Source organism: Luteibacter sp. ME-Dv--P-043b (assembly GCF_030209605.1).
Classification (GTDB): Bacteria; Pseudomonadota; Gammaproteobacteria; order Xanthomonadales; family Rhodanobacteraceae; genus Luteibacter.
On the sequence record NZ_JARVRT010000008.1, the window covers coordinates 1 to 22,868 of the forward strand.

General features: G+C 65.3%; 13 protein-coding genes and 1 rRNA gene. 8 read left to right on the forward strand and 6 right to left on the reverse strand.

Translation table 11 applies throughout. The features are described 5' to 3' along the window. Positions 1 to 142: 142 nt before the first annotated feature. From rrf to QRN34_RS05055, 3 genes are all read left to right on the forward strand, one after another. Positions 143 to 257: ribosomal RNA gene (gene rrf / locus QRN34_RS05045) — 5S ribosomal RNA — on the forward strand. 223 nt (positions 258 to 480) lie between these two features. After that, entirely contained in the window at positions 481 to 2,073 is a 1,593-nt protein-coding gene (locus QRN34_RS05050) for an AAA family ATPase (RefSeq protein ID WP_285402580.1), read from the forward strand. A 2-nt stretch (positions 2,074 to 2,075) separates the two neighbouring features. Further along, positions 2,076 to 2,759 (forward strand): rhomboid family intramembrane serine protease, encoded by a 684-nt coding sequence (locus QRN34_RS05055; protein WP_036139067.1) that lies wholly within the window; start codon positions 2,076 to 2,078, stop codon positions 2,757 to 2,759. Here the strand turns inward: QRN34_RS05055 and QRN34_RS05060 are convergent. Beyond that, complete coding sequence (locus QRN34_RS05060) at positions 2,748 to 3,494, reverse strand: glutamine amidotransferase (RefSeq protein WP_285402584.1); 747 nt, start codon at positions 3,492 to 3,494, stop codon at positions 2,748 to 2,750. The genes QRN34_RS05055 and QRN34_RS05060 overlap by 12 nt on opposite strands. Beyond that, entirely contained in the window at positions 3,491 to 5,308 is a 1,818-nt protein-coding gene (locus QRN34_RS05065) for a type II/IV secretion system protein (protein WP_285402586.1), read from the reverse strand. The genes QRN34_RS05060 and QRN34_RS05065 overlap by 4 nt, the downstream gene beginning before the upstream one ends. 66 nt (positions 5,309 to 5,374) lie before the next feature. On the opposite strand from QRN34_RS05065, the gene glyQ reads away from it, so the two are divergent. Together glyQ and glyS are read left to right on the forward strand one after the other, a co-directional pair. Beyond that, complete coding sequence (gene glyQ / locus QRN34_RS05070) at positions 5,375 to 6,292, forward strand: glycine--tRNA ligase subunit alpha (protein ID WP_036139073.1); 918 nt, start codon at positions 5,375 to 5,377, stop codon at positions 6,290 to 6,292. Next, a complete protein-coding gene (gene glyS / locus QRN34_RS05075; protein WP_285402589.1) occupies positions 6,282 to 8,426 on the forward strand; it encodes a glycine--tRNA ligase subunit beta in 2,145 nt (714 codons plus the stop codon). The genes glyQ and glyS overlap by 11 nt, the downstream gene beginning before the upstream one ends. 65 nt (positions 8,427 to 8,491) lie before the next feature. Here the strand turns inward: glyS and QRN34_RS05080 are convergent, their stop codons facing one another. Continuing rightward, complete coding sequence (locus tag QRN34_RS05080) at positions 8,492 to 9,100, reverse strand: helix-turn-helix transcriptional regulator (RefSeq protein ID WP_285402591.1); 609 nt, start codon at positions 9,098 to 9,100, stop codon at positions 8,492 to 8,494. A 725-nt stretch (positions 9,101 to 9,825) separates the two neighbouring features. Between QRN34_RS05080 and QRN34_RS05085 the strand changes: the two genes are divergently transcribed. The 3 genes from QRN34_RS05085 to QRN34_RS05095 all read left to right on the forward strand — a co-directional run bounded on the left by QRN34_RS05085 (position 9,826) and on the right by QRN34_RS05095 (position 17,575). Beyond that, entirely contained in the window at positions 9,826 to 12,873 is a 3,048-nt protein-coding gene (locus tag QRN34_RS05085; protein ID WP_285402593.1) for a TonB-dependent receptor plug domain-containing protein, read from the forward strand. Positions 12,874 to 13,364: 491 nt separating this feature from the next. Beyond that, positions 13,365 to 16,403, forward strand: a complete 3,039-nt coding sequence (locus QRN34_RS05090) for a TonB-dependent receptor (RefSeq protein ID WP_036139080.1) — start codon at positions 13,365 to 13,367, stop codon at positions 16,401 to 16,403. Between the two features lie 323 nt (positions 16,404 to 16,726). Further along, on the forward strand, positions 16,727 to 17,575 hold the full coding sequence (locus tag QRN34_RS05095; RefSeq protein ID WP_036139083.1) for a DUF1481 domain-containing protein: 849 nt from the start codon (positions 16,727 to 16,729) through the stop codon (positions 17,573 to 17,575). A 111-nt stretch (positions 17,576 to 17,686) separates the two neighbouring features. Here the strand turns inward: QRN34_RS05095 and QRN34_RS05100 are convergent, their stop codons facing one another. The 3 genes from QRN34_RS05100 to QRN34_RS05110 form a co-directional block, all read right to left on the reverse strand. Continuing rightward, the gene (locus tag QRN34_RS05100; RefSeq protein WP_285402597.1) at positions 17,687 to 19,504 is read right to left on the reverse strand and encodes an autotransporter domain-containing protein; all 1,818 of its coding nucleotides are present in this window, start codon (positions 19,502 to 19,504) and stop codon (positions 17,687 to 17,689) included. A 144-nt stretch (positions 19,505 to 19,648) separates the two neighbouring features. Next, complete coding sequence (locus QRN34_RS05105; protein WP_285402599.1) at positions 19,649 to 21,988, reverse strand: Tex family protein; 2,340 nt, start codon at positions 21,986 to 21,988, stop codon at positions 19,649 to 19,651. 104 nt (positions 21,989 to 22,092) lie between these two features. Then, a complete protein-coding gene (locus QRN34_RS05110) occupies positions 22,093 to 22,848 on the reverse strand; it encodes an RDD family protein (RefSeq protein ID WP_285402601.1) in 756 nt (251 codons plus the stop codon). Positions 22,849 to 22,868 lie beyond the last annotated feature (20 nt).

Sequence of the window (22,868 nt, forward strand, 5' to 3'; positions counted from 1 at the left end):
GAGCCGTGAGGCTTGACCATATAACCCCAAGACGCTTCACCGTCTTAATCTCTTACTCGCGGTTCGACTAAACCCGGACGCTTGTCACTCGTTTACACCCTCTGTGGAGCCGGCGCTCGAAAAGCGCTGCTCCCACCCCTTCCCTGGCGGCTATAGCGGCGTGGTACCACCTGATCCCTTCCCGAACTCAGAAGTGAAACGCGCATGCGCCGATGGTAGTGTGGCTCAAGCCATGCAAGAGTAGGTCACCGCCAGGGGCTTTATCCCGGAAACCCGGTCTCATTTGAGACCGGGTTTTCTTTTTGTCGAACCGTTGCTGGCGTACCCCAAAGGGCACGACCCTCAACAGGTCACCGCCAGGGGCTTTATCCTAAAAACCCGCCACGGGCACTCGTGGCGGGTTTTTCTTGCTTAATTTCCTTTGAAATCATGTCTCATGACCCGATCATCCATGCCGGGCGATCGGCTACATTAGGGACCATGTATCTACAAAACTTCGGGCTGCGTGAGCCTCCGTTCGGCGATGCACCGGATGCGCGTTTCGCGTGTCTGTTTGCGCGTGAACGCGACGCCCTCGCGCATGTCGAATACCAGCTGGTGTCCACGGACGCCAGCATGACCCTGATCGCCGGGGAGGCTGGCCTGGGCAAGAGCCTGCTTTGCCTGCTGATCGAAGCCGATGCGCCCAATCACGGCGTAAAGGCCGTACGCCATGGTGCCGACGACTACGCGTTGGGCACCACCGCCTGGCTTCGCTCCCTGTATGCCGGCTTCGGTCTGCCGCTTCCACTCAGCGCAGACGCCAACACAGAAGACCATCTGGTCGACGGGCTGGCGGCCGGCCTGGGGCGATTGCTGCAGCACGTAAGCCGACGTTTCCTGCTGATCCTGGACGATGTCCAGCGGATGCCCGAAGGCATGCTTGCCGTCGTCCAACGCCTGCATGCCGCTTGCGAGCAGGCCGGCACGCCGTTCCACCTCGTGCTGGCGGGCTTTCCCGCCCCCGACGAGCGACGGCCCAACTCACCGGCGATGGCCCTCGCCGCGCGGGTGACCAGTCAGCTGACACTGGCGCCGTTGACGGCCGAAGAAAGCGAGCGCTACGTACGCCATCGTCTGCACGTGGCGGGCGCGTCCCACATGCCTTTCAGTCGACTGGGCCTGCGCAGCCTGCGCGATGACGGGAAAGGTAATCCCCGGCGGCTCAGCGCCCTTGCCCAACGCGCGCTCGAGCGGGCCGCCGAGCGTGGCGAACGCTCCATCGGCGAACGTGCGCTCGGCTTCGTCGCCCGCGAGGTTCTTCCACAGCACGCGCGCTACTGGCTGCGCCGCTATCGCAAAGCCATCCTCGTGGGGTGCGCGGTTCTCGCCGTCCTGTTCGTGGGCGGTGTCACTACCTGGTTCCTGTCGGGCCGCAGCCCATCTCGCCCAAAGAACCTGGTGACGGCCACGCCCGAGCAGGCCCTGGAGAAATTCCGTGATGCCTTGCCCGCACCCGATGTGGGCAAACTGCGTGTATGGAGCGAGCTACTGGCGCGCTGGCAGGTCACCTCGAAAGAGACCTCGGTCGCTACCGCCATGGCCTGCGATGCCGTGATCTTCCCCGGTTTCGCCTGCGTCAGTGGACGCGGTTCACTGGATCAGCTCCGCCGTTTCGATCGCCCGCTGCTGCTCGAGCTTGACGAAGCGCATGGGCGCCAGGAAGTCCTTCTCGTAGGCGCCGGCGATGAGGATGTACGCCTGTATCTTGGAGGCAAATACGTCGAACTGACGCGAGACGTCTTCGAACGCGTGTGGAACGGTCGTTTCTATGCGGTCTTCCGCACCGACCCGTCCATGCCTGCAAAGCTTTCCCGTGGTGACACGGGCGCGGGCGTGGGTTGGCTGTTGAGCCACCTGCCGGCGGAGGGTACGGTGGCGCCCACCACGTTCGATCGCGGCGTGCAGGCACGCGTGCTCGCGGTGCAGCAGCGCTTTGGCATCGCCGCCGACGGTGTCGTCGGTCCGGAAACCATGTTCGCCCTGTCGTCGCTCGAAGCCGAAGGTCCGCATCTCGCCCGCGGCATTCCTTGACCATGTTCGTCCACGTCGACACACGTCGGCGGTCGCGCCTGTGCTGGGCGACGATACTGATCGTCGTGGTCTGCGTCGTCAGCTTCGTGGGCCTGGCACTGGCCGGCCGGGACGAACGCACGCTGATCATGCGGCACTGGGGGACGGTCCCGGCACACCTGTTCGGCACGGGCTTGCCGCTGTGGCAGCAGATCAGCGATCCCGCCCTGCTGCGGCTGTTGACGGCGACATTCATCCACGGCGGCTGGCTGCACCTGGTCAGCAACCTGCTGTTCCTGGTGATCTTCAGCCTGCCCGCCGAGCGCAGCCTCGGTTCGCCGCGCTTCCTGCTGTTGTTCCTGCTCGGCGGAGTGGTCGCGAACCTGATCGGCGCCATCTCGCTTACCGGCGCACGCGTGGCAATCATCGGCTGCAGCGGTGCGGTGTCGGCCGTGGTCGGCGCCTACGTCACGCTGTTCCCTCGCGCCAAACTAGGGCTGGTGCTGCCGCTGGGTCTGTTCCTCGAGTTCGTCCGCGTACCCGCGTTTCTACTGATCGGCATCTGGGCGCTGGTGCAGCTGCTTTTCAGCTATGCCGGCGCCAGCTACGGTGCGGTGGTCTGGTGGACCCACATCGGCGGCTTCCTTTTCGGCATCGTGTTCGCGTTCGTCTCACGCGGTGCCATCGTTCGTCGCTTACGTAACTGAGGCTTCCTCTTCCGCTCGCGATGCGTGCAGGTGTTCGCGTACGAAGCCGCGCAGCAATCGCGTCGCATGCGGCGTGGGCACCACGGCCGCCAGCATCTGCGCCGGTGCAAGGCCTTCCTGGTCGAGGACATCGTGGCGTCGGCGGATATAGGCGCGCATGACCTCGGCCGAAAACTCAGGGTGGAACTGCATGCTGGTGGCGTGCCTGCCGTAGCGGACGAGATGGTGCGGATCGCGTTGGGATTCCGCCAACGAGACGGCGCCGCGCGGTAGCTCCAGCACGCTCTGTTCGTGTGTCGCATGGGCGGCGAAGGTTTCGGGCAGCGCCGCGGCGAGCGGGTCGTTTCCCACCTCGCCGCGCAAGGTAAGGGGAATCGTGCCCATCTCGCGCCCGCCGGGCAGGTAGTCGACCCGCCCGCCCAGCGCATGCGACATCAACTGGTGCCCGTAGCAGACGCCGAGCAACGGCAACTCCACGTCCATGGCATTGCGAATCCAGCCGGCCGTGCGCTCGCTCCACGGCAGCTTCTCCGTCACCATCGATGCGGAGCCGGTCAGCACCGCACCCGCGATGTCGCGAGGGTCCGGCAAGGCTTCACCCTTTTCCGCATCGACGACGCGGATATGGGACGGGCGCAGGCGCAGGCCGAGCTGGAACCAGCGGGGGAAGTCACCGTGGCGTGCGCTGATGACGTCGGGCGCGCGGCCGGTGCGGACGATGATCAAGGGCTTCATGACGTGGAGGTATCTTCGATGTCGCTGGGGGGGAGGACGTTGAGCACTTCGCGCACGGTCGTGATGCCGGCGGCCACCTGTGCCGCGGCGGAAATCCGCAGGGGCTTCATGCCCTCGCGCAGGGCCGCCGCGCCGAAACGGCCCAGGTCGAGTTCCGCGGAAATCATGCTGCGCAGGCGCCCTGTCATGGGCATCATCTCGTAGACGCCGGTGCGTCCCAGGAAGCCGGTCTTGCGGCATTCCAGGCAACCCACGGGCGCGAACACGCGCTCCGGCAGGGGGATGTCCCAGCCACGCGTGACGACGCGCCATTCGTCCGGGTCCTGGGCGGCCGGCTGCTTGCAGTGCGGGCACACGGTACGGACCAGGCGCTGTGCGACCACGCCGCTGAGCGTGGACTGGATCAGGTAGTGCGGCACGCCCAGATCGAGCAGGCGGGTGACCGCGCTGGGCGAGTCGTTGGTGTGCAGCGTGGACAGCACGAGGTGGCCCGTCAGCGAGGCCTGGACGGCCATCTGTGCGGTTTCCAGGTCGCGGATCTCGCCCACCATGATGATGTCCGGGTCCTGGCGCAGCAGGGTACGCACGCCCGCCGCGAAGTCCAGGTCGATCGAGGCCTGCACCTGCATCTGGTTGAGGTCGGGCGAGACCATTTCGATGGGGTCTTCCACCGTGCAGACGTTGAGCTCCGGCTTGGCCAGGTGTTTCAGCGTGGAGTACAGCGTGGTGGTCTTGCCCGAGCCGGTGGGACCGGTGACCAGCACGATGCCGTGCGGGCGCTCCACCATGCCGCGCCAGACCCGGTCTTCCTCGGCCGAAAAGCCCAGTTGCGAGAAGTCCTTCATGACCAGGTCGGGATCGAAGATACGCATCACCACCTTTTCGCCGAAGGCCGTCGGCATGGTCGAGATACGCAGTTCCACCTCGCGGCCGCCGGCCGAACGCGTCTTGATGCGGCCGTCCTGGGGCCGGCGCTTTTCGGCGACGTCCATGCGCGAGAGGATCTTGACGCGTGCGGTGACCGCCGTCATGACCGGGGGCGGCAACTCGAACACCTTCTGCATCACGCCGTCGATGCGGAAGCGCATCTGGCCGGCATCGCGGCGTGGCTCGAGGTGGATGTCCGAGGCGCGTTGCTCGAAGGCGTATTGCAACAGCCAGTCGACGATATGCACGACATGGCGATCGTCCGCACCCAGCTCGCCGCCCTTGCCCAGTTCCACCAGCTGCTCGAAGTTGATGATCTTCGAGGCGGAGTCCTGGCCTTTCGCATCGACCGCCAGCTGGATCGAGCGCTGCACGCCGTAGAACTCGAGCAGGTAGCGGTTGATGTCGATCGGGTTGGCGACCACGCGGCGAATATCGCGCCGGAGCATCTGGCCGAGATCGTTGGCCCAGCTGGTGTCGAAGGGCTCCGCGGTGGCGAAGGTCACTTCGCCACTGGTGGCCGCGACCGGGAGGATCCGATGGCGCTGCGCGTAGGCGTTGCTGACCACCTGCGTGACCTGCGCCACGTTGACCTTCATCGGGTCGATCTTCAGGTAGGGCAGGTCCGCCTTGCCGGCCAGCCATTCGACCAGGGCTTCCAGGCTCAGTGGCCGACCGGGGTCGCGGCCGTTGTCCAGCTTCGCGCTGGAGACCACGACCAGGGGATGCAGTTCGATGGCCGATCTGCCGCTGCGGGAGCCGGTGCGCACGCGCTTGGCGTCGTCGGCACTGACATAGCCGTCCACCATCAGCGAGGCGAGCACCTCGTCGAGCTCCAGTCGGCCACGGCGGCCCAGGAGGGCGGCGTGCTGCGGATTGACTGCCATCAGGTCCAACCCCGTGTTCAATACTACGCCGCTATACTAGCCCGCTTTCTCAAGGACTCGGGAACCATGTCCGCGCCCACTTTCCAAGACGTGATCCAGACCCTCAACCGCTATTGGGCGGACCAGGGCTGTGTGCTGGTGCAGCCGCTCGACACCGAAGTCGGCGCGGGCACCTTCCACCCGATGACCTTCCTTCGCTCGCTCGGACCGGAGCCCTGGGCGGCCGCCTACGTGCAGCCGTGTCGACGGCCCACGGACGGTCGCTACGGCGACAACCCGAATCGCCTGCAGCATTACTACCAGTACCAGGTGATGCTCAAGCCGAACCCCGACAACATCCTCGACCTGTACATCGGCTCGCTGAAGGCGCTGGGCATCGATCCGCTGGTGCACGACCTGCGCTTCGTCGAGGACAACTGGGAGTCACCGACCCTGGGTGCCTGGGGGCTCGGCTGGGAGGTCTGGCTCAACGGCATGGAAGTCACCCAGTTCACTTATTTCCAGCAGGCCGGTGGCCTGGAATGCCGGCCGGTCACGGGTGAGATCACCTACGGCCTCGAGCGCCTGGTGATGTACCTGCAGAACGTCGACAGCATCTACGACATCGTCTGGGCGAACGCCCCGCACGGCGTGGTCACCTACGGCGATGTGTTCCACCAGAACGAAGTGGAGCAGAGCACCTACAACTTCGAGCACGCCAACGTGGCCGAGCTGTTTCATTGGTTCGACGTGTGCGAGGGCGAGGCCGCCAAGCTGATCGAGGCGGGCCTGCCTCTGCCGGCCTACGAGCAGGTCTGCAAGGCCAGCCACGCCTTCAACCTCCTCGACGCACGTCGGGCCATCAGCGTCACGGAACGCCAGCGCTACATCCTGCGCGTGCGTACGCTGGCCCGCAGTGTGGCCGAGGCCTACGTCGCCCAGCGCGAAAAACTCGGGTTTCCCGGCTTGAAGAAGAACGACAAGGAGGCCGTCCATGGCCGATAAGCGCCTGCCCCTCCTGATCGAGCTGGGCACCGAAGAGCTGCCGCCCAAGGCCCTGGACGACCTTGCCGGTGCCTTCGCGCAGGGCATCGTCGAGGGCCTGCGCAAGCGCGGCGTGGCCGCCGGCTACGATGCCGCGAAAACCTACGCCTCCCCGCGCCGCCTCGCCGTCTATCTTCCCGATGTGGCCATCGCCCAGCCGGAGCAGACCGTGGAACGCCGTGGGCCGGCCGTGGCCGCCAGCCTCGGTGCGGACGGTACGCCGAGCAAGGCGCTGGTCGGTTTCGCGCAGTCCTGCGGTGTGGACGTGGCGGCGCTGGAAAGGCTGGAGACCGACAAGGGCGCCTGGTTCGTCTTCCGTGCGGTGAAGCCGGGCCAGGCCACTGCCACGCTCCTGCCGGAGGTGGTCGTCGAATCGCTCAAGGCGCTGCCGATTCCCAAGGCCATGCGCTGGGGCAACCGCGAGGACAGCTTCGTCCGTCCGGTCCACACGTTGCTGATGCTGCACGGTGCCGATGTCGTCGATGGCCAGGTCCTGGGCCTGTCCAGCGGGCGGCTGAGCAGCGGTCATCGCTTCCACCATCCCGAGCCCGTGTCGGTGGCCGATGCCGACAGCTGGCTGGATACGCTGCGCCAGGCGCACGTCATCGCCGATCCGGCCGAGCGCCGCCAGCGCGTGGTCGACGAGGTGGCCCGGGTGGCCACCGGCGGCGTGCCGCGTCTGGGCGAGGGCCTGCTGGCCGAGATCGCCAACCTCACCGAATGGCCGGTGGCGATCGCCTGCACGTTCGAGCGCGAGTTCCTGGACGTGCCGCCCGAGGCGCTGGTCACCACCATGGAGACCAACCAGAAGTTCGTGCCGGTGTTTGCCGCGGACGGTCGCCTCACCGAGCACTTCATCGGCGTCGCCAATATCGACAGCCGCGACCCCGCGGAGATCCGCAAGGGTTTCGAGCGTGTCATCCGCCCGCGCTTCGCCGATGCCAAGTTCTTTTGGGATGCCGACCTGAAAACCCCGCTGGCCGACCACCAGGAAGGCCTCAAGTCGGTCACCTACCAGCAGTCGCTGGGCAGCCTGTGGGACAAGACGGTGCGCGTGGCCGAACTGGCCCGCGTGATCGCCAACCGCGTCGGCGTCGATGCGGGGCAGGCCACGCAGGCGGCCGCGCTGGCCAAGTGCGACCTGCTGACCCGCATGGTCGGCGAGTTCCCCGAATTGCAGGGCGTGATGGGTCGTTATTACGCCACGCGCCAGGGCCTGCCCGCGGATGTCGCCGACGCGCTGGACAGCTTCTACCAGCCGCGCTTCGGTGGCGATGCCATCGCCGCCGGCAAGGTCGGCCAGGTGCTGGCCGTGGCCGAACGCCTGGACACCCTCGCAGGCATCTTCGCCGTCGGTCTCAAGCCCAGCGGCAACAAGGACCCGTTCGCCCTGCGCCGCGCGGCGCTCGGGCTCGCCCGCACGCTGATCGAGGCCGGCCTCGACATCGATCTGCGCGCCGCCCTCAGCGAAGCCTTCGAGCTGGTTCCCGAAGCGGCCCTGGTGGCTGGCGTGAAGCCCGGCAAGGACGGCAAGCCGCCGGCTGTCGACATCGGTGCCCGACGTCGCGAACTGGGCGACGAGGTGCAGGCGTTCGTGCTGGAGCGCCTGCGCGGCTATTACGCCGACCAGGGCTTCTCGGCCGACCAGTTCGAAGCGGTGATCGCGGTGTCCCCGTCCACGTTGCCGGACTTCGACCGTCGCCTGCGTGCGGTGGGCGAGTTCGCGCGTCGACCGGAAGCGGCCAGTCTGGCGGCGGCCAACAAGCGCGTGGCCAACATCCTGCGCAAGCAGGCGGAAGAGGCCGGCGCCGCGCCCATTCCCGGCACGGTGGACCCCGCGCATTTCGAGCTGGACGCCGAGCGCGCGTTGCATGCCGCACTGGACGCGGCCCGCGCGGAGACGAAGGGCATGCTGGCGTCGGGTGACTACATGGGCACGCTGGCACGCCTGGCGGCGTTGCAGGGGCCGGTGGATACGTTCTTCGACGACGTGCTGGTCAACGCCGACAACGCCGCGGTGCGTGGCAACCGCCTCGCCCTGCTGGCGCAGCTCAAGGCTACGTTCGGCGCCATCGCGGACATTTCGCGGCTGTAGGCCGCGGGCCGCAAGGATTCCCGTCGCCTTGGGCGGCGGGAATCGTCCCGATCAGCGATCGCCTATTACGCGGCAGCGGTGGCCTGATCGTCCGCCACGCGCGACATCAGCGTATGACGGAAGGCAATCATGCGATCCGCATAGTCCGCTTCGCCCGACCGACCGAGGATGGAATACATCTCGGCGACCAGGTCGGCATGGCGCACGGGGGAAAACCGGCTGCCGGTCATCTCGATATCGGACTGCAGGAGCTTCATCGCCGCCGCGAGGCGGGAGGCATCCAGCGTGGACGGCACCGGGCCCGACGCTTCGCGCCCGTCACGGCCGCGCACGTTTTCCGTGGTGTCGGTCCGGGCCAGCGGATCGTCGCCCGAGCCGTCCAGCATCATCGGGCCTTCGCCGGCGGCAAGCCAGACGAGGGAAAGGCCCAGCGTCTTGGCCATCGTGACGCAACGCCCGCGTGAGGGGTCGGTATTGCCGTCGCGCCAGCTGCGCACGACGCCTTCGGAAAAGCCGCAGCGTCGGGCGATCTCGCTGACGCTGCCGGACATCTTGATCACTGCCCGCACGCGCGTGGCGAACGACGATCCGACCGGCGTGACGTCGATACGTGCGGACTCTGCGTTTTCACCGGCCGCATCGGCCATGACGGAGCCCCTTGAGTTGTAGTTCATGCGCTTGGAACCTCGTGTCTGAGTGGATCGGCCCCCGGCCTTCCGCGATCCAACGCGCGGACCGTGTATTCGGTGTACAGCAACTTCCCTTCGAAAGCCTTTCTGCTGAGAAGTTTCTTAGGTGACGCCGCCGGCTGTCCCTGGCCTCGCCGGTCGGTTCGTTGCCGCGTCTAACCATCGGTTGCTTCTGGAAATCTTTACCTGTCGGCACGAGGGCGCAAGTGAGTGCGCCCCGATCCCCGGAACGTTGCAATCGGTATTTCATGGGTTATAGGGCGAATCGGCTCAGTCGGCCCCGTTCTCGCGGCACCCGGAAGCGCAAAACCCTACGCGAACACCCGGCAATTCCGGACTCTTCTCTAGGAATGATTCCTAGGAAAAAGGAAGATCTCGCTTGCAAGGCCCAAAGGTCACATATGTAACTGATTGTAAGAGCGCAGTTTTTTGCGTTATGCATCACTTGCCATGGGAATAACTGTCTAGCTGCGTAAATTTTCCGTGAGATTTTCGTATTGCGTAGCGATGACAGCTTTGGATATACCTACTGCAAGCCACGACAGTGGCGCTTCGGGGTGCAGGGTCCTTAGCAGGGGGTTCTGCTGTTGAAAGGGGATTTTTTTTCAGCCTCCGATCTCTCAGAAGCCTGGCGCGAGCCGGGCCGGGGTCGGCTTGCCGCTCGACGCGACCTATCGCGCTGACGGAATTTTTAATCGGGGAGATGCAAGATGAATTCGCGCCACAACCGCGCCGCCATGATGGGACGTCGCACCGCACTGGCCCTCGCCATCGGCCTGGGTACCGTGTCCGGTGCCGCTTTCGCACAGTCCACCACCGGTTCCATCTTCGGCCAGGTGCCGGCAGGTGCGGGCCAGACCGTGACCGCCACCAACGAGACGGGCGTCACCCGCACCGTCGCCGTGGATGCCGCCGGTCGCTACACCATCACGTCGCTGCCCCTGGGTAGCTACAAGGTGACGCTGAACAAGGACGGTGCCGCCGTCGATTCGCGTTCCAACGTCTCCCTGCGCGTCGGCGCCGGTACCGAAGTGGCCTTCGACGCCACCGCCGCTTCCGGCAGCTCGGCCTCGACCAGCCTGGAAGGCGTGACCGTCTCGGCCAACGCCCTGCCGTCGATCGACGTCAGCGCGGTCGACTCGCGCACTGTTATCACCTCCGAGCAGCTGAACAAGCTGCCGCTGGCGCGTACCGCCGAAGCCATCGCGCTGCTGGCGCCGGGCGCCGTGAGCGGCAGCTCGTTCTTCGTCGGCCCGACCGGTAACGCCCTCGTCTCGATCGCCGGCAGCGCCGTCACCGAGAACGCGTACTACATCAACGGTTTCAACACCACCGACCCGCTCAGCGGCTTCGGCGGTATCACCCTGCCGTACGGCGCCATCGACCAGCAGGAAATCCTCGCCGGCGGTTACGGTGCGGCCTATGGTCGTTCGTCCGGCGGCGTGATCAGCCAGGTCGGCAAGCGCGGCACCAACGAATGGCACTTCGGTGGCCAGGTGCTCTGGGAGCCGAAGGGCACCAAGGCCGACCAGATCAACTACTACCGCCAGGTCGGTGCGCAGGCCGGCGCGCTGTACGACGACAACCGCAACGACAAGAACTGGCGCACGACGTACTCCGCATACGCCGGTGGCCCGCTGATCAAGGACAAGCTGTACATCTTCCTTGCCGCCGAGCAGGAGCGTCGCCAGGGCAACCAGACCACGAGCATCGCTTCCCCGTTCGTGTACCAGCAGTCCTACCGTAACCCGAAGATCTACGGCAAGATCGACTGGAACATCAACGACAGCAACATCCTCGAAGTGACCGGTGCGTCCAACAAGCAGGATTACGACGCGTCGATCTACAGCTACAGCTACGCGACCCAGCAGAAGGGTGCATACACCGGCAAGGACACCGCTGGCGCACCGCTGAACAAGTCGGGTGCGAATCTGTACACGGCCAAGTTCACCAGCTACATCACCGATGACCTGACCCTGACCGCGCTGTACGGCAAGATGAAGGGCACGTACTACACCGCCGAGGGCGGCGATCAGTCCCTGCCGTCGATCATCACGGCGACCAACCAGGATCCGCTGATCACCGGCGGTGCCGCTATCAGCAACGCCAACCCGGCGGCGCAGACCAACAATCCGCAGCACACCTCGACCAATACGAACTTCCGTGTCGACCTGAGCTATCACATCGGCGACCACACTATCGTGGCCGGTCTCGATAACCAGAAAGTGGCCGATAACGATGACGGCCAGAGCACGACGGGTCCGGGTTACGCCTGGGAGTACCTGAACACCGACGCGGGCACGCCCATCATCGGCACGCTGCCGACCGACGCCGCCTATGTCGCCCCCCCGGGTGGTCGTGGTTACTACGTCGCGCGTTATGTCTACAGCACCTCCGCATCGGTGCGCACCACGCAGCGCGCGCAGTACATCGAGGACACCTGGCAGGTCAACGACCGCTGGATGCTGAAGCTGGGCCTGCGTAACGACCAGTTCACCAACTACAACCAGAACGGCCAGCCGTACCTGCGCCTGACCACGCCGCAGTGGGCCCCGCGCCTGGGCGCTACCTGGGACGTCAATGGCGACTCCAGCCTGAAGATCTACGCCAACGCGGGTCGCTACTACCTCGCGCTGCCGGCGACCGTCGCGCTGCGTTCCGCCGGTGCCTCGCTCTACACCCGCGAGTACTTCAACTACACCGGCATCGACGCCAACGGCATCCCGTCGGGCCTGACGCCGATCGCCAGCAGCACGGGCGGCCCGATCTCGGCCAACCGCGAGTACGGCATCCCGCGTGACCCGGCCACCGCTGCCGCCACCAACATCAAGTCGCAGTACCAGGACGAGTTCATCCTCGGCTTCGACGCCGCGCTGACGGACAAGTGGACCTACGGTGCCAAGGCCACCGTGCGCAAGCTGCGTAACTCGATCGACGATGTCGGCGACAGCGGCGCGATCGAGGCCAAGATGATCCGTTCGGGTATCGATCCGAACACCATCGGCGCCATCCAGGGCAGCTACCTGTTCAACCCGGGTCGTGCCAATACGTTCCTGGTGCCGAACACCAACGGCGGCTTCTACAGCGTCGACATGAACAACCAGGACTTCGGCTTCCCGCACAACAAGCGCAGCTACTACGGCCTCGAGCTGTACCTGGATCACGCCTGGGACGGCAAGTACCAGGTCCGCTTCGACTACGTCTACTCGAAGAGCTACGGCAACTCGGAAGGCCAGGTCCGTTCGGACATCCGTCAGGACACGGTCTCGGCGACGGTCGATTGGGATTACGCCGAAGTCATGCAGTACGCCAACGGCGAACTGGCCAATAGCCGCAAGCACCAGTTCAAGGCCTACGGTTCGTACCAGCTGGCGCCGGAATGGCTGGTTGCCGCCAACATCAACATCGCCTCGGGCGCACCGAAGAGCTGCCTCGGCTTCTACGGTCCGAACCAGACGAACCCGAACCTCGGCTACGGCTCCTACTACCACTGGTGCGACGGTCAGCCGTCGCCCCCGGGTGAAGCGGGCCACAATCCCTGGACCTACATCGTCACGGGTAGCCTGGAATACCGTCCGGAATGGGCCGACAAGAAGCTGGCCTTCAATGTCACGGTGTTCAACCTGCTGAACCAGCGCAAGGAAACGCAGGTGTACCCGCTGCACGGCACCACGCAGCAGCTGAACCCGCGGTACGGCGTTCCCATCTACCAGACCACGCCGCGTTACGCTCGCTTCGGCATCAGCTACGACTTCTGATAACGCGCCGCGTATCGCACAACAAGAAAAAGACCGCGGGGGGCAAGGCTTTGCCCCCCGACGGTAAGGAAACATGCTCCCCAGATCGCCTTCTTCCGCCTCCCGGACGAGGGCTTTTTTTTCGGAACTGTTTATTTCTCAAGCAAAAATCCCCTGATTTCCGCGAGTTGGCAGCTATACCTGAACGAGTTCCGCACTAGGAAAAACACCTAGCCCGTGTAAATAATTTGTTGACACGGCAGTCGGGTCACGCCTATGTTCGGCATCGGCGATACCTGACTGACCCTTTCGTGAACCACGAAAGGCGAAGGGTGGGTTCCTCGTCAGGGCTTGTCAGGAGCTGGTCAGGGGTTGGCGTCCTCTCTGGGAGGAGTAGGGCGCTGGTACCACCCCTCGGATCCGAGCGACGGACAAGGCCATTTTTTTCCGGCCTTTGGTCGGTTTTGCTCGTTTTTTTGGGCCCTGTTAGGGTCGATCTGGGGAGATTTGCAATGAGTTCTCGCAGCATCCGGCAGGCTTCCGTCCTGCGTCGTTCGTCGCTGGCGCTTGCGCTGGCGCTCAGCCTGGGCGGCACTGGTGCCGTTCTCGCGCAGTCCACCACCGGTAACATCTTCGGTTCGGGCGCCCAGCCGGGCGACTCCGTGCAGATCAGCGGCTCGACGGGTATCACCCGCGAAGTGCCGGTCGACGCGGCTGGCCGCTACCAGTTCAACAACCTGCCGGTCGGCAGCTACCAGGTCGACCTCAAGCGCAATGGCGCCGTCGTCGATTCGCGCAAGAATGTCAGCCTGACGGTCGGCAAGGGTTCGGACGTGTCGTTCAACGCCGCCACGACCTCCGCCAGCGCCCAGTCGCTCGATTCGGTCACCGTCACGGCGAACAGCCTGCCGCCGGTCGACGTCTCGACCGTCGACTCGCGCACCGTCATCACCTCCGAACAGCTGGCCAAGCTCCCGCTGGCGCGCACCGCCGAAGCTATCGCGCTTCTGGCTCCGGGTGCCGTCGCAGGCAGCGGCTATTTCTCGGGTCCCACCGGCAATGCCCTGGTCTCGATCGGCGGCGGCTCGGTCACCGAGAACGCGTACTACATCAACGGTTTCAACACGACCGATCCCATCAGTGGTTTCGGCGGCATCAGCCTGCCGTATGGCGCGATCGATCAGCAGGAAGTGCTGGCCGGTGGCTACGGCGCAGCTTACGGCCGTTCGGCCGGTGGCGTGATCAGCCAGGTCGGCAAGCGCGGTACCAATGAATGGCATTTCGGTGCGCAGGTACTGTGGGAGCCGCGCGGCACTCGCTCGACCCCGGGCAACGATCACTACATGATCAATGGTCCGACCACCACCGCGGGTGAGATCTACAACTACAACAAGAAAGACACCCAGATGCGTACGGTCGAGTCGGCCTACGTGGGCGGCCCGCTGATCAAGGACAAGCTGTACATCTTCCTCGCCGCCGAGCAGGAGAAGGTGAACCAGGATCGTTACACCAGCCAGGATTCCCCGAACTACTACGACCGTTCCTACCGGAACCCGAAGTTCTACGGCAAGCTGGACTGGAACATCAACGACAGCAATATCCTTGAAGTCACCGGCGCATCCAATAAGCAGAACTACGACGCCAACGTCTATAACTTCGACTACAGCGATCTAAGCCGCGGCTCGCTCGTGGGCAAGGACACGTCGGGTAATCCGCTGAACAAGACCGGCGCGGATCTCTACACGGCCAAGTACACCAGCTACATCACCGATGATCTGACGCTGACGGCTCAGTACGGCAAGATGCACGGCACGTATTACAGCCAGGTGCCGCAGACCCAGCTGCCGCACATCATCACCCCGAACCAGCAGGACCCGACGATCGCGAACGGCGTGTCGAACGACAATCCCAGCACGCGCGTCTATGATCCGCAGCACAAGTCGACCAATACCAACCTCCGTATCGACCTGAGCTACCACGTGGGCGATCACACGATCACCGGTGGTATCGATAACCAGGACGTCCGCGACAGCAACGACGGCCTGGGCACTTCGGGTCCGGGTTATGCGTGGGAATACGGCAAGGCGACTGACGGCGTCACGCCGATCGCCGGTTCGCCGGGTAGCGATAGCTACGTGGGTCCCGCAGGTGGCCAGGGTTACTTCGTTGATCAATACAAGTACGACGCTCGCGCCTCGGTGCGCGTGAAGCAGCGTGCGCAGTACCTCGAAGACTCCTGGCAGATCAACGACCGTTGGTTGCTCAAGGTCGGTATCCGCAACGACCAGTTCACCAACTACAACGGCGTCAGCCAGCCTTACCTGCGTCTGACCAGTCCGCAGTGGGCGCCGCGTATCGGCGCGACCTGGGACGTCAATGGCGATTCCAGCCTGAAGATCTACGCGAACGCAGGTCGCTACTACCTGGCGATGCCGGCAAGCGTGGCGCTGCGTTCGGCTGGCCAGTCGCTCTTTACTCGCGAGTACTACACCTATACGTCGATCGATGCCAATGGCATCCCGTCGGGCCTGACGCCTATCGCTACGGCGACCGGCGGCCCGATCTCGAGCAATCGCGAATACGGCTTCCCGCGTGACCCGAAGACGGCGGCTGCCACGAACCTCCAGTCGGAATACCAGGACGAGTTCATTCTCGGCTTCGACAAAACGCTGGGCGACAAGTGGGTCTACGGTGCGAAGGCCACCGTGCGTAAGCTGAAGAATGCGATCGACGATACCGGTGGCGCGGATGCTATCTACAGCGCGCTGGCCCGCCAGGGTGTGGATCCGGCGACCATCGGTCCGGTCCAGGGCAGCTACCTGTTCAACCCGGGTCGCGCGGCCGACTTCAAGGTTCCCAACCTCAACGGCGGCTACTACACCGCGCACATCTCCAATGCTGACTTCGGCTTCCCGCAGCTGAAGCGCAACTACTACGGGCTTGAGATGTACCTCGAGCACCCGTTCGATGGTAAGTGGTACGGAAAGGTGGATTACCTGTACTCGAAGAGCTACGGTAATTCCGAAGGCCAGGTGCGCTCGGATATCGGTCAGTCTGACGTGTCCGCGACGGTCGACTGGGATCTGCCGGAGTTGATGCAGTACTCCAACGGTGAACTGTCCAACAGCCGCCGCCATGTCCTGAAGGCTTACGGCTCGTACCAGATTGCCGACGAGTGGATGCTGTCAGGCAACTTCACAGCTGCCTCGGGCGCGCCCAAGTCTTGCCTCGGCTATTTCGGTGCCGGGCAGACGGATCCGACGGGCTACCAGTCTTACTATCACTACTGCTACGGCCAGCCGTCGCCTCCGGGTGCAGCAGGTCACAACCCGTGGACGTACCTGGTGGACCTGACCGCCGAGTACCGTCCGATGTGGGCTGACAAGAAGCTGGCCTTCAACGTCACGGTGTTCAACGTGCTCAACACCCGTGAGCGTCTGGCGACGTACCCGCAGGCGGGCCGTACCGGCGCTGTCGATCCGAACTACCGCACGGCGCTCTACCAGACCACGCCGCGCTACGCCCGCTTCGGCATCACCTACGACTTCTAATCGTCGAGTGTTGTCCAGCATCGCCATTCTCCTTCGGGTGAATGGCGCCAATGAAAACGCCACCCATCCGGGTGGCGTTTTTTTTGCATGGAATAGGGTGACCAGGTCGCTGCCATGCTGGCAGCTTGGCCGTTTCCGGCAAACCTGCCTTTAAACATGCCAACGGGGTCTCCTTTTACGAAAACTCAGGTAATTCCTCCCTTGACTTTTACAGGAGAGATTTTGCCGGTATGCTCCAAGGTTCCCCCGGGACGTGTTGCCGCGCCATGCGCACGCGTATCGTCCGCGACCCAAATCCGTTTCGTTTCCTATGAGGTTCGACCATGCGCAGGATCTTCTTGTCGCTCGCTTCCGTGACTGCCCTGGCGCTTGCCGGCTGCGGTGGCGGCTCCGACAACAACGGCCAGCAGGCCGCCGCCGGTGGCAGCGACAGTGCCGCTCCCGCCAATGCCGTCACGGGTAGCGTCACCCTGCGTGACGCGGGTGCTCAACTGTCGCCGGATGCCAAGCTCGATCTCAAGCTGGTGGACGTCAGCGCCGAGGGCTCGCAGCCCCTGGCCACCAAGACCGTGCAGCCGGTGACGTTGCCGCAGTCGTTCCAGCTCGATTTCAACGCTTCGGATCTCAACCCGAACGACATCTACATCGTCGAAGCGTCGCTTCAGGACGGTGAGCGTCACTATTCGTCGCCGTTGAAGACCCCGGTGCTGACCAAGGGCGCCAAGAACGTTGCCAACATCCAGATGGTGGGTGAAGCCACGCCGGGCGAGAAGGAGCTCAACGGCTTCAACAGCCTGAAGAAGAACATCGGTGGCCTGAAGATGACCCAGGGCACCGCGTTGAAGGAAGGCGAGTCGCGCGGCTGGCAGATCTTCAAGAAGGGCAGCGACGTGCAGTTCGTCATCGAGCTGGTCGACTACGGCGACAAGGGCTTTACCTCGACCAACTATGCCTACAAGGATGGCAAGCCCTGGGTGATCGTCCAGGAGAAGAAGCCCAGCAAGGATGGCAAGCCGACCTCCACCGAGCGCGCGGGCTGGAACGATGCCGGCGAGCTGGTGCTCAAGCAGAACGAGGCCGGTGGCAAGGTCGACGTGCTCAGCGACGACGCTGCCAACGACCTGAAGAAGCAGGCCGAGGCGATGTACGCGAAGGCCGGCGGCAAGAAGTAAGCCGTCCTTTCCGCGCATGAAGAACGCCGGCATGTGCCGGCGTTTTTTCGTCAACGTATCCAAAAAAACGCCGACACGAGGTCGGCGTTTTTCATCGCATGACGGCGTGGATCAGAACGCCATCTTCAGCCCAAGATTGAGGCTGTTGTAACGCTGCGTATCGTCGGCGAAGCGGCCGCTGTAGCTGGCCCAGCCGCTCCAGCGCTGGCTGAAGTCGGCGCTGACACCCAGATCGGCGGTGACCCAGGTCTTGTCCGGGGTGAAGCCCTGGACGTCGAACCGGCCGGCCATGCTGTTGAGCCCGGCCGACACGAAGCGATCGTCGGCGCGGCCGTCGTGGTTGTAGCCCACTTCGGCGAACGGGTGCAGCAGGGTAGCACCGGCCTGCCAGGAACCCTGCAGGCGCCAGCCGGCGGTTTCGATGCGGGCGTTGCGGGTCTGGCGACCGAAGGTCATCGCCGTGCTGCTGTCGCTGCGCTCGGTGTAGCCGAACACGCGAAGCTGTTCCCATTCCACGCTCACGAACGGACCGGTCTTCAGCGTGTCGCTGCCGAACCACCAGCCGCCCTGCAGGCCTGCGCCTACGTGGGAGCCGTCGGTCTTGCCGGTTTCGGTGCGGCGTGCGGCGCCGAGGTCGATGCGACGATCGATGTCGGTAAAGCTGAGCTGGCCGAAGCTGACGAACGCGCCGCCGTAGCCGCCGCCCTGGTGGTAGAACGCATAGCCGGAACCGGCCACGTCCTGCATCTTGTAGCCACCGCCGCCCTGGAAGTCGGCGTTGTTCTGCGACAGGCCCAGCGCGACACCGACCGACACGTTGTCGTTGACGCGGGCGTCCGCGCCCACGGTCAGGTTGACGTTGTCGCTGTCGGTCTTGGGCGAGGTGTCGGTCGACTTGAACTTCTGCTGGCCGTAATCCACCGCGGCGAACACGCGCGATTCCGCGCCGAAGTTGTCGGCCATCATCTGGCCACGCAGGGCGCGGACATGGGCCGCGTTGGACGCGAGACCGGCTTCACCGAGCAGCGAGATCTTCTGCGGCGCGCTGATGATCGACACGGCGTACTGGCCGAGGATCGCATGGGCGGCCGTGGTCGGATGGATGCCGTCGGCGAACAGGTACGTGGACGCCGCATTCGGGTCGCGCAGCGTGGCGGGCGTGCAGGTCAGCGACGAGGCCGTGGTGCAGGCCGGCACGGTGACGTTGGTGAAGCCGTAGGCGCTGGGGTTGGCGATGACTTCGTTGAGGATCGCGTAGGCGTTGACGGGCACGATGCCGCGACCGGCCTGGGTCAGGCCACCGGACAGCACGCCGTTGTAGACCTGGGCCAGCTGCGAGATCTGGCCGGCTGCCGTGGCACCCTGGGAGAGGGCGGCCGGGGTCTTGCCCACATCGGGCAGGTTGAAGACAACGATGGTCTTCGCGCCGGCGGCCTGCAGGGCCTTGATCTGGCCGACTTCGTTGGTGGCCGCGGTGGCGACGACGACCTGGGCCGTGGCCGGGTTGGCCGTGGCGGCGAGCAGGTCGTTCGCGCCGATCCACATCGTGTAGAGCGCGTTCGGGTCGGCCTTGCCACCGGTGGAGGCGAGGTAGGTCTGGATCTGCGTGGAGGTCGGCGGCACGGTCAGCGGCGTGCCCGTGACCGGGTTCACCGTGGCGGCGCGCGCATTGCCGTAGGCGTAGTCGGTGCCGCCCTTGAGCGACGGCGTGAGCGTCAGGCCGTAGTTGGCCGCGATGTTCTCCACGGCGACGGTGCCCGGGTTGGTGGTGAAGCGCAGCGCGACCGGCGAGCGAAGCAGCGTGGAGACGTTACCGCTGTCGCTGAGCGAGTCGCCGAAGGACACCACCTGCGTGAAACCGTCGGCGTGTGCCCCGGCACTGGCGAGGAGGGCAACGCCGATGGCGCCGGCGAGATGACGAATACGCATGTGGAATCACTCCGTGTGTGGGGCGTTAGAGAAACGTTACGGTAATCGAAGCCATACGCGAGCGCATGCTGCGCCGCGGTAGGGGCTTGCGTACGGGTTGTCCCTGAGTCGCGCGCCCCCGAAGAGGCGCGCGCGTATGTTGCGTTATTTCTTAAGGGCGCGCGACAACGCATCGGCAAAGATGCTGTTGGCGGGCGCGGCCGCCGGCTTGGGCGGTGCCGCGTTGCGGTTGCCGCCGCCTTGTCCGCCACGGCGGTTGCCGCCGGTGCCGGCCGTGTCGTCGCGTGACCCCGGGCGGCCGCCGCGGGCTTCGCCCGGTACGTCGTCCAGGCGCATGCTCAGCGCGATACGTTTACGCGGCAGGTCTACTTCCATCACCTTCACCTTGACCACGTCGCCGGCCTTCACGGCATCGCGTGGGTCCTTGACGAAGGTGTGCGACAGGGCGGACACGTGGACCAGGCCGTCCTGGTGCACGCCGATGTCCACGAACGCACCGAAGGCCGCCACGTTGGTGACGCGCCCCTCGAGCACCATGCCGACGGTCAGGTCTTTCAGGTCTTCGACGCCCTCGGCGAAGCTGGGCGCGACGAACTCGGGACGCGGATCGCGACCGGGTTTTTCCAGCTCTTTCAGGATGTCGCGCACCGTGGGCACGCCGAAGGTTGCGTCGGTGAAATCTTCCGCCTTGAGGTTGCGCAGGAACGACGTGTCACCGATGACCTGCTTCACCTCGCGGCCGCACTGCTTGAGGATGCGCTCGACGACGGGGTAGGCCTCGGGATGCACGGAGCTGGCGTCCAGCGGGTTGCTGCCGCCACTGATACGCAGGAAGCCGGCACATTGCTCGAATGCCTTGTCGCCGAGGCGCGGCACCTTGAGCAGGTCCTTGCGGCTGGGGAACGGGCCGTTCGCGTCGCGGTGCTTCACCACGTTCTCGGCCACGCTGCCGGACAGGCCCGCCACGCGCGCCAGCAGCGGCGCGGATGCCGTGTTCACGTCCACGCCCACGGCGTTCACGCAGTCCTCCACGCGCGCGTCCAGGGCGCGGGCCAGCTTCACCTGGTTCACGTCGTGCTGGTACTGGCCCACGCCGATGGCCTTGGGCTCGATCTTCACCAGTTCGGCCAGGGGATCCTGCAGGCGGCGCGCGATGGACACGGCGCCGCGGATGGAGACGTCCACGTCCGGGAATTCCTTCGACGCGAGCTCGGACGCCGAGTACACCGAGGCCCCCGCTTCGCTGACCACCACCTTGGACAGGTTGAGGTCGGCGTGCTTGCGCATCACTTCGGCGGCCAGCTTGTCGGTCTCGCGCGAGGCGGTGCCGTTGCCGATGGCGATCAGGTTGACGCCGTGCTGCTTGCTCAGCTGCGCGATGCGGGCGATGGACTGGTCCCACTGGTTGCGCGGCTCATGCGGGTAGATGGTGTCGTAGGCCACCAGCTTGCCCGTGGCGTCCACGATGGCCAGCTTGCAGCCGGTGCGGATGCCCGGGTCCAGGCCCATGACCGTCTTCGCGCCGGCCGGCGCGGCAAGCAGCAGGTCTTTCAGGTTGTCGCCGAACACGCGGATCGCTTCGTCCTCGGCACCTTCGCGAACGCGGCCGAACAGGTCCAGCGTCAGGTGCAGGTGCAGCTTCACGCGCCAGGTGAGGCGCACGGTCTCGCGCAGCCAGGCATCGGCGGCGCGGCCCTTGTTGACGATGCCCGCGCGTGCCGCCACGCGGCCTTCGCCCTCGGCATGGCCCTGGTCGGCATCGACGCCCGGCTGGAGGTCGATCTCCAGCACGCCTTCGTTGCGTGCGCGCATCAGCGCGAGCAGGCGATGCGACGGAATGCGCGAGACGGCTTCGGTGTGGTCGAAGTAGTCGCGGAACTTGGCACCCTCGTTTTCCTTGCCGGCTACCACGACGGCACGGATCTGGCCTTTTTCCCACAGCCAGTCGCGGAGTTCGCCGACCAGGGTGGCGTCTTCGGCAATGCTCTCCATCAGGATGGCACGCGCACCGTCGAGCGCGGCCTTGACGTCGGCGACGCCCTTATCGGCATCGACGAAGCCGGCGGCGACGGTTTCGGGCTGCTGCGTGGGATCGTCGCGCAGGCCGAGCGCCAGCGGTTCCAGCCCGGCTTCGCGCGCGATCTGGGCCTTGGTGCGTCGCTTGGGCTTGTACGGCAGGTAGAGATCTTCCAGGCGCGCCTTGGTGTCGGCGCCCAGGATGTCCGCCTTCAGGGCGTCGGTCATCTTGCCCTGCTCGACGATGCTGTCCAGGATCGCCGCGCGGCGGTCTTCCAGCTCGCGCAGGTAGCGCAGGCGCTCTTCGAGGAGGCGCAGCTGGATGTCGTCGAGCCCGCCGGTGATTTCCTTGCGGTAGCGGGCGATGAACGGCACCGTGGCGCCGCCGTCGAGGAGTTCCACCGCCGCGCGCACCTGCTCGGGCTTGGCGGCGATGTCCTGGGCAATACGTTGTTCGATGCTCTGCATGGTTTTCCTGTGCTTTGCTCAGCCGGCCGGAACGTCGGGCCGGGCCGCCGATGATAGCAAGCACAGGGAACCACCCGGCCGACGGGCCGGGCGGCGCATCCGGGTCAGGCGTCGAAGCTGCCGTCGACGCCGCCTTGCGGGGCCGGCCGGGGCTGCCTGCCTACGCGGCCCATGACCACGTAGGTGCTGGCGAGCAGGTCATGAACACCCTGCTTGCGCTGGGTAAAGGCCGCGGTGACGTAGAACACCATCGGCACCAGCAGGGTCACCGCGTTCAACAAACGCACGGCGTTGCGCGCGGCGGCGCGGCCCAGGGTCAGCCGTTGCCCGGCGGTGTCGGTGACGCGGATACCGCAGGCCATCTTGCCGGGCGTGGCCTGCCACTTGGAGCTCTCGAACAGGACGTAGTAGGCAAAACCCACCAGCAGCACGACGTAGGAGATCGGCCGCATGGCTTCGGCATACGCGGCAACGGCCGCCGCCTGGTCGTGCTCCATCCGGGCGAACGTGCTGGTGATGACGTCGCCCATGCCCATCATGAGGCTGATGAAGGTGAACGGCACCATGAGCACGATGTAGTCGATCACCCAGGCGCCCAGGCGCAGCCAGAAACCGGCGTGCTCGGGCTCCACGGTAGCGTCGTGGATGCCAAGGAAGGGCGGCGGTGGAGGCGGCACCGCGCCCGGCGCGACGGCGGGGCGCTCATCGGGGAAGAGTTCGCCGAGCGCGCGCCAGTCGGTCATGCCCTCGTGCCAGCCGAGTTCGTCGGGGCGGCAGGTGCCGTCCCTCAGCCACTGTCGGACTTCGTCGTCCGTATAAGGTCCGAACCGCTCGCCGTTACGTCCGATCCACACTTGCATGCTGTGCTCATCCCGCCTTT